Origin of the sequence: Salinivibrio sp. MA427 (assembly GCF_001996115.1) — a bacterium.
Classification (GTDB): domain Bacteria; phylum Pseudomonadota; class Gammaproteobacteria; order Enterobacterales; family Vibrionaceae; genus Salinivibrio; species Salinivibrio costicola.
This window is the reverse complement of sequence record NZ_MUFH01000002.1, coordinates 38,485-53,274: the sequence shown is the minus strand read 5'-3', so window position 1 is coordinate 53,274 and position 14,790 is coordinate 38,485. Positions and strand designations below refer to the sequence as shown.

The window sequence follows — 14,790 nt, the reverse complement described above, 5'->3', positions numbered from 1 at the left end:
GCTTATTACGTTAAAAGTTAGTATTTAATGTTGATATTTAGTTTAAAAAACAATTAACATCCGGCCTTCTTTCCCATTGACGGGAAGTGCAGCACTAACATGGAGACGAATGACATGCACTTAAACACCTCCGAGCAACGGGGCGGCCCACATAAACGCACGCTGTTTACGCGTTTTCTCGATACCGTCGAGTGGCTCGGCAACTTATTACCCCATCCTGTGACCTTATTCGCAATTTTCTGCGTCGCCATTCTGCTGGCATCGGGTGTCGCCGGTTACTTTGATGTTTCAGTGGCGGATCCGCGTCCAGAAGGCGCAAGCGGGCGTGCCGCCGATGGCATGATCTACGTGCAAAGCTTGCTTAATGCCGAAGGTTTGCAAATGATCGTCACCAATTTGGTGAAAAACTTTACTGGCTTTGCGCCATTAGGCACCGTATTGGTTGCTATGTTGGGTGTTGCAGTAGCCGAGCATTCTGGCTTACTCTCAGCATCAATGCGTGGTTTAGTGATGGGCGCCTCTCGCCGTACCGTCACCTTTACCATTGTCTTTGCAGGTATTATCTCTAACACCGCCTCAGAGCTCGGTTATGTGGTCTTAATTCCGCTCGCGGCGATGATCTTTCACTCGTTAGGCCGCCACCCACTTGCCGGCTTGGCAGCAGCATTTGCCGGGGTGTCGGGCGGCTATTCAGCTAATTTATTGCTGGGGACCGTCGACCCATTGCTCTCCGGGATCACCGAATCTGCTGCACAAATGATTGATCCCGAGTACACCGTGGGCCCAGAGATGAACTGGTACTTTATGTTTGTCTCCACCTTCTTTATTGCCTTTGTCGGCGCCTGGATAACCGATAAGATTGTTGAGCCTAAGCTTGGACCTTATGACCAAAGCCAAGCGTCTGAAGACATTTCTGCGGCCTCGGCCAGTAAGCTTAATGATGACGAAAAACGCGGCCTGCGTAATGCGGGGATTGCGGTGCTGATTGTCAGTGGTATTTTAGCGCTCACCATTGTCCCAGAGTGGGGAGCACTGCGTCATCCCGAGACCGGTGACGTGGCGGGATCTCCGTTCTTGAAAGGGATTGTCGCCTTTATCATGGTGTTCTTCGCGGTACCGGGTACCGGGTATCGTGTTTGGTCGTACGGTTGGTACCATCAACAACGATCGTGATGTGATTGACTCGATGTCGAAATCGATGAGTGCGATGGGGATGTACATCGTACTGGTGTTCTTCGCCGCTCAGTTTGTCGCCTTCTTTAAGTGGACCAACTTCGGCCAAGTGATTGCCGTCGGCGGCGCAGACTTTCTGCAAACCATCGGTTTAACCGGTCCAGCATTATTCTTTGCCTTCATCTTGATGTGTGGCCTGATTAACCTCTCAGTCGGCTCGGCATCGGCGCAGTGGGCCATCACCGCCCCGATTTTTGTGCCGATGTTAATGTTGGTGGGGTATGCCCCAGAGACCATCCAATCGGCGTACCGGATCGGCGATTCAGTGACCAACATTATCACCCCGATGATGAGTTACTTCGGGCTGATTCTGGCGGTGGCGTGTCGCTATGTGAAAAACCTGGGGATTGGTACCTTAATAGCCACCATGCTGCCTTACTCGATGATCTTTATGGTCGGGTGGAGTATCTTGTTCTATGTGTGGGTTTTTGTTCTCGGTTTACCGGTCGGCCCGGGCGCAGAGACGTATTACAACTTTAACCAATAATCGTCTTTGATTCTTTACCAGGCAAGCCGATCACGCTTGCCTTTTTTCCCTCTTAAGTGGGATTTTCATCCTTCCTCGAAGACGGTTATAGTAACGCTATCTCAATGATGGTAGCCAACAAATGACAACTCTTGCCGACAGTCAGGACCAACCGGCTTGCGACGCTCACTCTCTTGCCCGCGAGGCACAACTGAGTGAGGCGTTTAAACACAATATTACGCCCTTTTGGCAGCAACGTGAGCATGGATTTTTCCATGGAGAAAGTGGCTTACGTCTGCATTGGTGTAGCTTTACGCACCCACAACACACGCGTGCAGTCGTGGTGGTAAATGGCCGCATTGAAAGCGTAATGAAGTACCAAGAGATCTTTTATGACCTCTTTCAAATGGGCTATGACGTTTACAGCTTTGATCATCGCGGCCAAGGTTTATCAGAGCGTTTAGTCATTAAACCGCGCGATTTGGGACATGTTGAACGTTTTGACGATTATGTCACCGATCTCGCGACCTTCATGCAAACCATTCGGGCGCATCGTCATTATGATCAGACCTTCATGCTAGGTCACTCGATGGGGGGCGCCGTTGCCACACTCTATGCGCATCAGTATCCGAACGCGCTTGCAGGATTAGCCATGACCGCGCCCATGTTTGGCGTACAAGTGAGTCCCTGGCTCGGCCGTATCGCGCCTTGGCTTTGTCGCTCGATGGCACGCTATCAACACCCACCGCGTTTTGGGCCAGGGCAAGTGGGCTATCGTCATGTGCCGTTTGAGCAAAACCGCCTGACTCACTCGCGAGCACGCTATGCCTGGTTTCGCCAGCTATATATCAACCAACCCCAGTTACAAATCGGTGGACCGAGCGCGCGCTGGATTGCCGAAGGCATGGCCGCAGGCGAACAATGCTTAGCGGTCGCATCACAATTAACGACGCCAACATTTATCTGCCAAGCTGGTGGCGAGCAAATCGTCTCTAATCCGGCCATGTCGCAATTTCATTTTTTACGCCAACAGGCCAATCAACCCAGCCAATGGCAGTTTTTTGCAGGGGCACGGCATGAGATCCTGTTTGAAACCGATACCCATCGTATTGCCGCTTTATCCGCAATACGCGACTTTTTTGATCGCCAATGCAAGGATCGCTAATGCAAGCTGTCGGCTCATCCATGGGGTCACTAAAAGCGGAAATCAAACAGTGATAGTGTTCCCTTTTTAACCGCTACGAGTTGCAGTAGACTCAAAGGATACTGTGATTGTGATCGCCAAACTAATGAGGACATGATGTACAAACTTGTCGCTTCTGATCTCGACGGTACCTTGCTGACGCCTGAGCATCGTATCGCCCCCTATACCAAGCAAGTGCTGGAGCACCTTCATCAGCAAGGTATTCACTTTGTGTTTGCGACAGGTCGCCATCATGTCGACGTTGCTAGCATTCGTGAAACGGTTGGTATTCCAGCTTACATGATCACCTCGAACGGCGCCCGTGTGCACGACAGTGATAACCAGTTGGTTTACCAGCATAATGTTGACCCTGCTATCGTCGCGAGTCTGATTCAAGACGTCAAAGATGATGCAACTGTCACCATTCACTTATACCGTGATGATGAATGGCTACTGAGTAAAATGGACGAAGAACTCGCCCGTTACCATCAAGACTCAGGGTTCCAGGCCCGTGAATTTGACGTCGATAATCCTCCAGTTGATAACGTGGCCAAGATTTTCTTTATCCGCCATGATCATGACTACCTACTGCAGTATGAGCATCAATTTATTGAGCAGTATGGGGATCAAGTCAGCATTGCCTTCTCTACCCCTTTCTGTCTCGAAGTCATGGGGAGTGGGGTGTCAAAAGGCGCAGCCTTAGAGGCCGTCGCCCGCCGCCACCAGCTCAATCTCAGTGACTGTATTGCGTTTGGCGATGGCATGAATGATGTCGAAATGCTGAATGCCGCCGGCCAAGGGCTGGTGATGGCAACGGCACAAGCACGGGTAAAAGCGACTCTTTCAGACAAGGCAATCATTGGCAGCCATGCCGACGAAGCCGTCGCTCGCTATTTAAAAGCCCATTTATTGGATCAGTGACAGCTTCATTGGGCTTACTTTTGGCGCCAGCCTCGCTGTGGTTACTCCCCCACCATGGCGAGGATGGCCTGCCATTGCGTATCCGTCACCGGCATCACACTTAGACGGTTGCCTTTTTTCACCAAGGGCATCTCAGCCAAGGCCGGATTACCTTTCATCTCAGCCAAGGTAATTAACGGTAAATGACGCTGATAGGCCACATCCACCATAAACCACCTCGGTATCTGTGGCGTCGATTTCGGATCAAAATAGCCGCTTTCTGGCTCAAACTGGGTATGATCGGGATAACACGCACGCACCACGGTCGCCACGCCGACTACCCCAACGTGCTTGCAGGATGAGTGATAAATCAACACCTGATCACCGACCGTCACCTCATCACGCAACATATTTCGTGCTTGATAATTGCGCACCCCTTCCCAGCATGAAACCTTTTGCTGCTTTAAGGTGTCTATGGAAAACGTATCTGGCTCGGTTTTAAATAACCAATAACGCATGCTAGCTTGCTCTTCATCCAACCCTAACGGCAATCTTGCCCGCCAGCTTGAATCGGCGCAAGTCTGTCTATCGCTTATCACAAGGAGTTTATCGTGCCATCCACTCGTCATCTGTTCGTGATTACCGCTGTGAGTGTGCTCAGTTTGGTGGGATGTAGCCAATCTTCTGGCCCTATAGAGCTTGGGCACCGTAGCGATGTCGTTGCCTCGGGACTCAGTCAGTCGCCAATTCCTTTTATGCAAAGCGGTCGCATCGCCGTGAGTCCCGAAACAGCCAGTTTTACCCCCTGCGGCAGCCAACAACAGTACTGGCTCGATTTAACCAGCGAACAGCGCGCGGCGCTTGACCAGCATGAGGCGTCGGTTTATGCCGAATTTGAAGGCTTTTTCACCCCTGTCTCTCGCCGAGGTTTTAGTGCCGATTACCCTGCCGCCGTCACCGTTTCGCGCTTAAACATGCTGACAAGTGAGCTAAAAGGTTGTGCTCAACCGCGTAATACTGTGCTGGCCGAAGGCAGTGATCCCCGACTTTGGTCCGCCGCGGTAGGAAAAGGACATGTAGCGTGGGAAAGTGACAATGATACCCAAGAGGTTTCCCTATCCGACTATCAGTTGGACGATGAACAGGCACAGTTTAGCAGTAAAGAGGCCGTTCTCACTCTCACCCTCAACGGATGCCAACAAAGCGAACACACCCTTTATGGCTGGCAGGCTCGTTTAAAAACAGCCCAAAATACCTTCCAAGGCTGCGCGGTTTTGCCTTCAGCCGACACCAGCCAACATTGGACGGGCCAGTATCAAGGCACCAGCCAGCACTCAGGCCAACCAATACTGACCACCCAACTGACGTTACTGCCTGACCACAGCGCCATCACTACCTATCACCCGCAAGGGGAAGCCGTGACTAAAGAAACCGGGGTTTGGCAGCCGGTCGCTAACAATAAGGTACAAGTACTGACCACTCGTAGCGGCGAACAAATGGTGGTGTCTGAGCGTATTTATCAACGCAACGGCTTGTCCTTGACCGCAACCGAAGAGACATTTAATGGCAATACGTATCCTTTGGGCCCTGAAGGGTTAACACTTAAGCGTCAGGTCGATGGCGCGGACAGCAGCCAACAATGACCTGGTATTCGTGGCTGGGCTTGCGCACAATAGCGCGCTATTAACCAAGGAGACAATCATGGCCCGTTCGCCCTGCCGCCAATGCGGTTTTACCTATCACTGCATCTGTCACTGCTATTGGCCGCTTGAAAGCCAATTGCAATGCGTGCTGGTGATGCACGAAAACGAAGCGGCGCGCCAATCTAACACCGGCAAACTGGTTAAAGCGGCGCTGCCCCACACTCAGATAGAGATTTGGCAACGCAAACAACCACCGCAAGCCTTGCTCGACAGCTGGGCGCGCGGTGATGTGTCACCTTGGTTATTGTTTCCCAGTGATGATGCCGTCCCCGCAGATAGACTCTTCGCTGACCCGGCTCGGTCTGTCTCTTGCGAGAATAGGTTAGTCTCTTACGCGGATAGGTCAGTCTCTTGCGCGGAGACGTTAGCCGCCACGAATGCGCCTCGCGCGCCGTTACAGTTTGTGGTGCTGGATGCGACTTGGCAGCAGGCGCGAAAAATACTCACTAAAAGCCCATGGCTCAATCGTCTGCCGCGGGTCAGTTTGCCGTCGACAGCCGCCTCGCAATATACGCTCAGGCGCAACCAGCCACCTGGACACCTGTGTACCAGTGAAGCGGTGAGTGCATTACTACGAAGCCGAGGCGACGTGGATGCCGCCACGCAGCTGGACTATTTTCTTGCCCACTTTATCGAGAGCTACGAGGCCGACCGCCATCATCAAACCGAGCCTCTCCCCGCCGCCAAGGTGCTGACGCCAAAAGAATAAAAAAAAACGCCGAGCACAGCGCGCTGCCATGCTCGGCGTTTAAGCGGTTTATAGGTTACAGCTTAAAGCGGCTGATCTCTTGCTCGAGGCTATGAGAAAGCTCGGATAACGTCGCGGCTTGACGCGCGGCTTCATCCGCTTCAGTCGATAACTCATTAGACACATCGCGAATGCCCTCTGAGTTGCGGGTGATCTCCGAGGTCACGCTCGACTGCTCTTCCGCCGCCGAGGCAATTTGGGTGGCCATATCGCTAATTTGACTCACCGCCGCAACAATTTGGCTCAGGCTCTCATGTGCAACGCTCGCCTCATCGACACTGGCATGTGCCCGCTTTTGGCTATTTTGCATCATAGTCACCGCTTTACCGGTCGCTTGCTGCAAGGTATCAATCATTTGCTGGATTTCGGTAGTCGAGGCATGGGTGCGTTGACTCAAGATACGGACTTCATCCGCCACCACCGCAAAGCCTCGGCCTTGCTCGCCCGCACGCGCCGCTTCGATCGCGGCATTCAGCGCCAACAAGTTCGTTTGTTCGGCCACACTCTGAATGGTCGATAAGATACTCGTGATGCTGTGCGCGTGTTGATCCAACTCACCAATCACACCGGTGGCCGCCTCGACGTCATGGGCCAACTCGGTGATAGCGTGTTTGCTTTTCTCTACCTGCTGGCCACCATCGTTGGCGACGCTTTCGGTCTCTTGGGCGGTCCGCGCAGTATTATCCGCATTACCGGCAATATCTTGGGTCGCCGAGGCCATTTCATGGATAGCGGTCGCCACCATATTGATTTCATCTTGCTGATGACCAATACGGGTGGAACGCTCTTCCGCTTGCGCCGCGGTCAGCTCGGCTTGTTGCTTGAGCGAGCCAGACAGCTGGCGCAAATGCGACACCATGGCGTGCATGTTGCCGACAAAGCGGTTGAAGTTATTGGCCAGTTTACCAATTTCATCATTGCTGTGTGGCTCAAGGCGCTGGGTTAAGTCCCCTTCACCGGAAGCAATTTCTTCTAGCGCGGCGGACACATTGAGCAAGTCACGGAACAACACGTGCATCAACCACGTCACGGCACCGGCCACCAACAAGGTGATAACGAGGGCTGTCAGTATAAGATCGAACAAGGCATCACCCTGGCTGGCGTATTCGGTGCGCTTATCCAGTTCAATCGCCAGCACCCAGTCGGTGTTAGGAACCGACGCAAAATAAAACAGTTTATCAACGCCATCGACAGGCAATTCCACCAGCGATTGCTGTGCCAACGCCTGACGCACGCGGTTTTCATTCAGCTCAGGAGACAGGCTACGATACGGCTTTAGCAAGCGTGCTTTGTCTTTGTGGGCGAGAAAAGTGCCGTCAGCGCCTAGCAGCATCGCGTTCGCATTTTTGCCCACTTTCAATTGGGTCACATCGCGGATCAACTGGTCAATCAACACATCTGCGCCCACTACACCGATCAATTCGCCATTGCGACGTACTGGCTCGGCCAAAGTCACCAACATCGCACCGGTAATCGCATCACTGTAAGCGGTGGTAATCATCGGGCTACCTGCACTCACGGCTTGCTTGTACCACGGGCGGAGGCGAGGGTCATAGTCATCGCGGTTGCGCTCTGGGCGCGAGCGATACATGGCACCTTTAGGGGTGCCAAAGTAGATATCGTCAAACCCACCGGCCTCGCGCGCTTGCTGTAAATAGCTCACACGATGGCTACTGCTGGTGTAATCGGTAAAGGCGCTGGTGATATCAGCACGGATTTGCACCCAACCGCTGATCGATTCAGTCGCCGCATCGGCGATACCACTGACGCGGCTATAGATGCTCGACTGGGTTTGGGCTTGAATCTGGCTTACCGCAAGCCAGGTGAGAAAGGCGGCCATCAGCAATACAGCAGATAAGCATGCCCCAATTAATTTTTGTTTTAGTGATAACTGCATGGGAACGGCTCTCAAAGCAACGACAGGTTAATTCCAAACTCCCCGATAACCGAGGTAGCAATAGTGAACAGCCGTCACCCCGTCCCTAGGGTACCGCGAGCCCATCCAGTGCATCGCGGGTTCACAGCGCCGGATAGTTTTTATCCGACATGGCAAGCGCGCGCTAATGTAACAGCGCGCAAGAAAGATTGCTATTTTTTAGACAAAAAACAGTCAACTAGAGAAGAGTTAGAATCAAGATCACATAAACCAATCATCGCTTATGATATGCAGTTTGTTGTAAATAACACAAAAGCAAGCATCTGAGGATTGGGGATTCCTCGCAAGACCGACAGAAACGCGGCCTATTGGCGGACCTCAATAATAACTCGGCTATCTGCATATGAATCAATCAGCGCACCTATCTTTTTCGTATTCTCTGAGTCGAGAAACGCATCCCATTCATCCAGAATCAAGTGACCCGAGCTATTTTCCAGTAACCACTGAATACTCTTGGCGGAGTACATACCATCAGACAGTATTGCTGAATCATCCCAAGGCCACAGTAAGCGCTTAGACGGGTTGAAGTAGAGATAATCATTTTTGGCGCAGAGGTGCCTTRAGAAAGAAGTTTTTCCAGACCCGTTTTCTCCAACAACGCGAAAACGGCCCTCCTGCGCTTGAGCAAGGTTCACGGTATCAACGCTCTCGTTATCTTTAAGGATCGCGATATTCCATTGTGGCTGGTAAAGCGGCTTATTTTTCGAAAAACACGTCATCACCGACAGCTGGCCTTTGATAGAATTGTCATGGATAGTCGATAACGTTGACGTCAGTGATGAACCCGCTTTATGGGTGGTGACGGCGTTATTTTCCAGATGCGAGGAAATGAGTTTATTGAACCCCAAGATAAGCAGCACACTGATCATAACGCTGACAAAAAAACGCCAATCAATAAAAGCGGTGATCATTAGCAGACTCAGGAAGAAGTTGAGTCCAGACGACATCCCCCAAAAGGCATAGCCAATAAAGTCAGAAATCGCACTCTTTCCCTGAGAAACGTACACGCCCAGCGTATGGTCGACTGTGCGACTGTCAGTGCAAGATTGATAGCGTTTAGTCGCGGATTGCCAAAATCGACTCAGTGATTCACACAACCACTTTTCTTTATACACATCAGAAAAGTAGCCGATTATATAGGGAAGAATCATCGCGACAATGTAGAGGAATACCCAGAGCTTCAATGCTTCATAATGTTGATTAATTTCAAGAATATAGCCTGAAACCATCACAGAGGCGAAAATAGAAAAAGCAATCGATGACTGGTGAAGCAGCACAAATAGAAACGTATAGAGCGTGTTTTTATTCGATACACCACGGCATATCTCTCTCACGCTTAGAAAAGAAATCACTCACCACTCCTTGGCTCTACTTAAGGAAAAACGGGGAGTCTTCATCCTTTATCCACCCCGCAGCAGATTCTCTACGTGATTAGCGATTAAGCAATAAATTCAGTAAGATAATGTGCATCCAAGCATGTTTTTTTATACATGCTGCCCAGCTACCCAGCCGGAACTCCAAGCCCATTGGAAGTTATAGCCGCCGAGCCAGCCGGTGACATCAAGCACTTCACCGATAAAATACAGGCCGGGAATATCTCGCGCTTCAAGGGTTTTCGAGGAAATTGCGTGGGTATCCACCCCACCAAGCGTCACTTCTGCGGTGCGGTAACCTTCAGTGCCATTTGGGGCAATGGACCACTGGTGAAAGTAGTAATGAAGCTGATCGAGCTGCTTGTCATCGAGCTGCTTGAGCGGTTTATCCGGCAAGCTATCGCGCGCAATCAAGACCTCGACCAAGCGTTTGGGGAATAGGCGAGACAGTGAGGTTTTTAAGGTTTGGTTGGGGTGCTTATCACGCATCGCCACCAGCACGTCTTTTAGCGACTCACTGGGGAGTAAATCGATGGTGACCGCTTCGCCCGGTTGCCAAAACGAGGAAGTTTGCAACACCGCCGGTCCCGATAAGCCGCGGTGGGTAAAGAGCAGGTTCTCGCTAAAGCAAACGCCAGACTCGGTGGTGATCGAACATGGCACCGACACCCCGGAAATATCGGCAAAGCGCGTTTTGTCCTCTTGGTGCAAGGTATACGGCACCAAGGCGGCGCGAGTGGGCAGCACTTTTAGACCAAATTGCTCGGCAAGCTGGTAACCAAAGGGGGTGGCACCAAGCTTGGGCATGGAAAGGCCGCCCGTGGCGACTACCAAAGACTGGCAGCGTACCGGCTCACCATTGAGTTTGAGGCGAAAGCCAGCTTCTTCTTGCTCGATATCATGCACTTCACAGCGATAGCGTTGACTGATGGTGGCTTGGTCGCATTCGGCCAAAAGTAGGTTAACGATATCTTTGGCGCTGTCATCACAAAACAACTGGCCATGGTCACGCTCGTGATAGGCCACGCCATGGGTCGCCACCAGACCAATAAAGTCCCATTGGCTGTATTGCGCCAATGCGGATTTGACGAAGTGCGGGTTCTCACACAGGAAATTATTGGCGGTGACGTCATAGTTGGTGAAATTGCAGCGCCCGCCGCCCGAGATCAGGATCTTGCGACCCGGCTTTTTGGCATGGTCCACCACCAAAACGCGGCGGCCACGTTGGCCGGCTTGTGCCGCACACATCAATCCGGCGGCACCGGCACCAATCACAATTACATCATACTCAGTCACACGCTTACCTGTTTATTCTCTGCTCACCCTGTGGGAGCGGCATTGTAGCAGCCCGCACGTGAGCGGCAAGCGCGATTTAACGCGCCTGTGCATCTGGCGGTGGCCTCATAGCAGCAGCACCTTGCTCTAGCATATTCGGATCCATATGCAGCGTGCGGGTAGGAAGAGCAATATCCGCACCATGCTGATGAATAATTTCAATCACTTTTAATAACACGTCTTGTTTTACCTGATGGTAACGCTGCCAGTTGACCGTTTTGGTGAAGGTGTAAATAAAGAAATCAAGTGAATGCGGGCCAAAACTGTTGAAGTTCACAATCAAGGTTTGCCGCGTTTCAATATCTGCATGCGCTTCTAACATCGCATACACATCATCAATTACCGTACTGATTTTATCGGCGTCTTGATAACGCAGCCCAATGGTTTCGTAAATCCGACGGTTCAGCATCCGCGAGGGGTTTTCCACCACCACGTTACTGAATACCGAGTTGGGCACGTATAAAGGGCGCAAATCAAAGGTGCGCACTACCGTCATGCGAATACCAATTTTTTCCACCGTGCCCTCAATGTTGCGATCGGGGGAGCGCACCCAGTCGCCCACTTTAAATGGCCGATCAAAGTAGATCATCACCCCACCGAAGAAGTTGGAGAGCAAATCTTTGGCGGCAAGACCGACAATTAAGCCCCCCACACCACCAACCGTGAGTAACCCGGAGACACTGACACCCAGGCTTTGTAGCAGCGTAATCACGCCAATGCAGACGGCGAGTGCGCGTAAGACGTTACCAATGGCGTTAATCGTGGTGTGATCACGGCGCCCTTCGTCAAATAACAGCTGCTCACCACTGTTGACCAATCGGAGCAAAAACCAGATCAATAAGAACACGACCAGCAGCTCTCTGATCACGCTCACCCAGCTTAAATTCAAGTGACCTGCGGTATTATCAAGAAAAATTTCTAGCGCATGAAACGCAGGCCAGCCCCAGATTAAGAGGGAAAATGGCGTATCAATCGCGGGCCACAACACATCATCCCAACGTGTTTGCGTGCGCTCTGCCAGTGCCTTTAAGCGCCCCATCAACACACGCCATATCGCCCAGACGACGGCTCCAAGCCCCATCAAAATGACAATATCTGAGATCCAGTCCCACGCGGCGGCTTGATAGAGTGACTGCCACCATTGGATTAGGCTTTGCATGCTTCCCTCACGATTACGGTGTCTAGGCGTTTATGCTTGTCAGACTAACAAAAAAAATGCTGACCAAGGTCAGCATTTTGTCTAAAGAATGGTTATCCGTTTACCAGCCCGCAAAAGCGACAAGAAAAAAGGTCGCGAGCAAGGCACCGGACAGGGCAACATTAAGCGTGAACAGATGACGTACCTTATTGCATTTACCCACAAATGCCGCATCGTGATGATGAAGGTACTCTTGGCTGCGAATATATTGGTATAAACGTTTTTGTCGCGAGATATCGCCTTGGGGCGATAAAGTGAAGAAGTTGCTCTCACGACGACAGATTTGCTGGTAAAGCAACGGGTTGGCATCACGTAACATCACCACCAATGCCCGCAATGACGATACATAGCGTGCGATATTTATCACTGTCACTGTGAACACAGCCACAATTAGGATATCACCGTTCATAATCCTCTCCCTTCACTACACTGGATGGCGCTTCAGAGGGAGAGGTTACGTAATTACTGCCCCGCTGAGCTGTCCATCACTGACGTTGATTCTTCAACTGCCATGGATGCCAAGTCTTTGTCGATAAAGAACAGAGCCTTGCCATCTTCGCCGACTAACTCGATCTTATCGAGTACGCCTTTAAACAACTTCTCTTCTTCGTGTTGCTCCGCGACATACCACTGCAAGAAGTTAAAGGTAGAATAGTCTTGCGTGGTAAACGCGGCATGCGCCAAGCTGTTAATTTTTTCCGTGATTAAGCGCTCATGCTGATACGTTTCGCGAAACACCTCACCTAACGAGGAAAATTCGTGACGCGGTGCATCAATCGACCCCAAGATAGGCATGGCCCCTGTCTCACTCACATACGTAAACAGGCGCTGCATATGCTGCATTTCTTCCTGTGCGTGCTTATGTAAGAATTTTGCCGCGCCTTCGAAACCCTGATCCTCACACCAAGCGCTCATTTGTAAGTATAGGTTTGATGAGAAAAACTCCAAATTGATCTGCTCATTGAGCCTGTCAACCATGGCAGGTGCTAGCATATAAAACGTCCTCTTTATTGGGGGTTAGCTGCCATTCTGACCAGCAGCACGTCGGTTTTCAAGCGGATTACGCCGGTAATGTCCAGCGTGACCGATTCTTATATCGAATTTATGACCCGCCTCATTGTCGAATTCTTAATCGGAATGCGATCACAGTGACGGATTTTGCCTCTCAAGCTGGTTAAACTGCGTTTATAACCTCGCATAAAAAGGATAACTCTATGTCATACAAGCATATTTTGGTTGCGGTTGATTTGTCAGATGAYAGTGAAAGACTGTTGAAGAAAGCTGACGCACTTGCCTTCGCCTTGGGCGCACAACTGTCGTTGGTTCATATTGACGTCAATTATGCCGAGCTCTATACCGGACTGATTGATATTAACTTAGTCGAATCACGTAACCGAGTGATTGAAGAAGCCCAGCAAAAACTCAATCAACTGGCCAGCGACGCACAAAGCACGGTCACACACACCTTGGTCAGTAGCGGTGATTTAGCGGAAGAGATCACCGAGTCGATTCAAAACATGGGGATTGATTTGGTGGTCGTCGGCCATCATCAAGATTTCTGGAGCTCGTTGTTGTCGTCAACTAAACAACTGCTGAATAAAACGCCCGTTGATCTTTTGATGGTGCCCATCCGCGACTAAACCCTCTTCGCTAACCACTCTCGACAGAAGGCGGGTCATTCTGCCTTCTGCGCTTTTAACCATACGCTGACTGGGAACCGATTGCGTCCTAGAAGCGAAACGGTACACTGCCCTTTTACTCTCTTTATCGAAGGAACCGAGTTATGGGGTATCTTAGCGGCGTGACACTGCTGTGGGCCTTTTCGTTTAGCCTAATTGGCGTGTATCTAGCCGGCCAAGTCGACAGCTACTTTTCTGTATTGATGCGTATCGTGCTGGCAGGATTGGTGTTTTTACCTTTCTTACGTCCTCGCCAAGTGCGCCCGGCGTTTGCCGCCAAATTGATGTTAGTCGGCGCGTTTCAGCTTGGCATCATGTACTGTTTCTTCTATCAGTCCTTCTTATTCTTATCGGTACCAGAAGTGCTGTTGTTTACCGTTTTTACTCCGCTTTATGTCACCTTAATTTACGATGCGTTGAAAAGGCAGTTCAGCGCTTGGTACCTGCTCACCGCGGCCATCGCGGTGCTTGGCGCCGTAGTGATCCGCTATGCCACTGTCAATCCGGACTTTCTGGTTGGTTTTTTAGTGGTACAAGGTGCAAATTTGTGCTTTGCGATTGGCCAGGTTGGTTACAAATACTTGATTGAGAAAGAGCAAACTCAGCTACCTCAGCATGCGGTATTCGGTTGGTTTTATCTTGGCGCCTTAGTGGTGGGCGTGCTAGCTTTCGCCTTGCTCGGAAACAGTGACAATCTGCCTTCTACGCCAACCCAGTGGGGAGTGTTGATTTATCTAGGCACTATCGCGTCAGGGCTGGGCTATTTCTTTTGGAATAAGGGTGCAACCCTGGTCAATGCTGGGGCGCTCGCAGTGATGAACAACGCGCTGATCCCAGCCGGCATTGTGGTGAACGTGCTGATTTGGAACCGCGACGCGGATATTTTGCCGTTACTCAGCGGCGGGGTCCTGATTTTAGCCGCGCTGTGGTTTAACCAAACCTGGGTCAAGCGCCGCGTCGACGCCCAACGGAATGCTGCCCCAAAGCCTCAGTAACCCGAACGTAAAACAGGCAGGGAACCCCCTGCCTGTTTATT

Annotated in this window: 13 protein-coding genes and 1 pseudogene; 7 read left to right on the top strand and 7 right to left on the bottom strand. The window is 51.1% G+C overall.

The window, feature by feature from the left end; genetic code table 11:
• Nucleotides 1–114 precede the first annotated feature (114 nt).
• The 3 genes and pseudogenes from BZG79_RS00545 to BZG79_RS00535 all read left to right on the top strand — a co-directional run bounded on the left by BZG79_RS00545 (nt 115) and on the right by BZG79_RS00535 (nt 3,803).
• Nucleotides 115–1,720: pseudogene (locus tag BZG79_RS00545) on the top strand (AbgT family transporter).
• A gap of 121 nt (nt 1,721–1,841) precedes the next feature.
• Nucleotides 1,842–2,864: an alpha/beta fold hydrolase gene (locus BZG79_RS00540; RefSeq protein WP_077773522.1), complete on the top strand. Its 1,023-nt coding sequence runs from the start codon at nt 1,842–1,844 to the stop codon at nt 2,862–2,864.
• A gap of 135 nt (nt 2,865–2,999) precedes the next feature.
• Complete coding sequence (locus BZG79_RS00535) at nt 3,000–3,803, top strand: Cof-type HAD-IIB family hydrolase (RefSeq protein ID WP_077461872.1); 804 nt, start codon at nt 3,000–3,002, stop codon at nt 3,801–3,803.
• 41 nt (nt 3,804–3,844) lie between these two features.
• On the opposite strand, the gene BZG79_RS00530 is transcribed toward BZG79_RS00535, so the two are convergent.
• Nucleotides 3,845–4,300 carry an EVE domain-containing protein gene (locus BZG79_RS00530; protein WP_077773521.1) on the bottom strand — a complete coding sequence of 152 codons (456 nt, stop codon included), beginning with the start codon at nt 4,298–4,300 and terminating at the stop codon, nt 3,845–3,847.
• Between the two features lie 93 nt (nt 4,301–4,393).
• Between BZG79_RS00530 and BZG79_RS00525 the strand changes: the two genes are divergently transcribed.
• On the top strand, nt 4,394–5,425 hold the full coding sequence (locus BZG79_RS00525) for a hypothetical protein (protein WP_077773520.1): 1,032 nt from the start codon (nt 4,394–4,396) through the stop codon (nt 5,423–5,425).
• Between the two features lie 58 nt (nt 5,426–5,483).
• Nucleotides 5,484–6,194 (top strand): tRNA-uridine aminocarboxypropyltransferase, encoded by a 711-nt coding sequence (locus BZG79_RS00520; RefSeq protein WP_199877488.1) that lies wholly within the window; start codon nt 5,484–5,486, stop codon nt 6,192–6,194.
• 55 nt (nt 6,195–6,249) lie between these two features.
• Here BZG79_RS00520 and BZG79_RS00515 read toward each other — a convergent pair whose 3' ends face one another.
• The 6 genes from BZG79_RS00515 to ftnA form a co-directional block, all read right to left on the bottom strand.
• On the bottom strand, nt 6,250–8,130 hold the full coding sequence (locus BZG79_RS00515) for a methyl-accepting chemotaxis protein (protein ID WP_077773518.1): 1,881 nt from the start codon (nt 8,128–8,130) through the stop codon (nt 6,250–6,252).
• 344 nt (nt 8,131–8,474) lie between these two features.
• Entirely contained in the window at nt 8,475–9,521 is a 1,047-nt protein-coding gene (locus BZG79_RS00510) for an ATP-binding protein (RefSeq protein ID WP_077773517.1), read from the bottom strand.
• A 132-nt stretch (nt 9,522–9,653) separates the two neighbouring features.
• Nucleotides 9,654–10,838 (bottom strand): NAD(P)/FAD-dependent oxidoreductase, encoded by a 1,185-nt coding sequence (locus BZG79_RS00505; RefSeq protein ID WP_021022221.1) that lies wholly within the window; start codon nt 10,836–10,838, stop codon nt 9,654–9,656.
• Nucleotides 10,839–10,914: 76 nt separating this feature from the next.
• On the bottom strand, nt 10,915–12,036 hold the full coding sequence (locus BZG79_RS00500) for a mechanosensitive ion channel family protein (RefSeq protein WP_101494574.1): 1,122 nt from the start codon (nt 12,034–12,036) through the stop codon (nt 10,915–10,917).
• Nucleotides 12,037–12,136: 100 nt separating this feature from the next.
• Nucleotides 12,137–12,487: a universal stress protein UspB gene (locus BZG79_RS00495; protein WP_028569577.1), complete on the bottom strand. Its 351-nt coding sequence runs from the start codon at nt 12,485–12,487 to the stop codon at nt 12,137–12,139.
• 50 nt (nt 12,488–12,537) lie between these two features.
• Nucleotides 12,538–13,068: a non-heme ferritin gene (gene ftnA / locus BZG79_RS00490; RefSeq protein ID WP_021022218.1), complete on the bottom strand. Its 531-nt coding sequence runs from the start codon at nt 13,066–13,068 to the stop codon at nt 12,538–12,540.
• Between the two features lie 221 nt (nt 13,069–13,289).
• Between ftnA and BZG79_RS00485 the strand changes: the two genes are divergently transcribed.
• Nucleotides 13,290–13,715, top strand: a complete 426-nt coding sequence (locus BZG79_RS00485; RefSeq protein ID WP_021022217.1) for a universal stress protein — start codon at nt 13,290–13,292, stop codon at nt 13,713–13,715.
• A 143-nt stretch (nt 13,716–13,858) separates the two neighbouring features.
• The gene (locus BZG79_RS00480) at nt 13,859–14,749 is read left to right on the top strand and encodes a carboxylate/amino acid/amine transporter (protein ID WP_077576393.1); all 891 of its coding nucleotides are present in this window, start codon (nt 13,859–13,861) and stop codon (nt 14,747–14,749) included.
• Nucleotides 14,750–14,790: the final 41 nt, after the last annotated feature.

Coding starts and splice junctions, on each gene's coding strand:
- BZG79_RS00540 (WP_077773522.1), top strand. CDS start 1,842: ATGACAACTCTTGCCGACAGTCAGGACCAACCGGCTTGCGACGCTCAC.
- BZG79_RS00535 (WP_077461872.1), top strand. CDS start 3,000: ATGTACAAACTTGTCGCTTCTGATCTCGACGGTACCTTGCTGACGCCT.
- BZG79_RS00530 (WP_077773521.1), bottom strand. CDS start 4,300: ATGCGTTATTGGTTATTTAAAACCGAGCCAGATACGTTTTCCATAGAC.
- BZG79_RS00520 (WP_199877488.1), top strand. CDS start 5,484: ATGGCCCGTTCGCCCTGCCGCCAATGCGGTTTTACCTATCACTGCATC.
- BZG79_RS00515 (WP_077773518.1), bottom strand. CDS start 8,130: ATGCAGTTATCACTAAAACAAAAATTAATTGGGGCATGCTTATCTGCT.
- BZG79_RS00500 (WP_101494574.1), bottom strand. CDS start 12,036: ATGCAAAGCCTAATCCAATGGTGGCAGTCACTCTATCAAGCCGCCGCG.
- ftnA (WP_021022218.1), bottom strand. CDS start 13,068: ATGCTAGCACCTGCCATGGTTGACAGGCTCAATGAGCAGATCAATTTG.
- BZG79_RS00480 (WP_077576393.1), top strand. CDS start 13,859: ATGGGGTATCTTAGCGGCGTGACACTGCTGTGGGCCTTTTCGTTTAGC.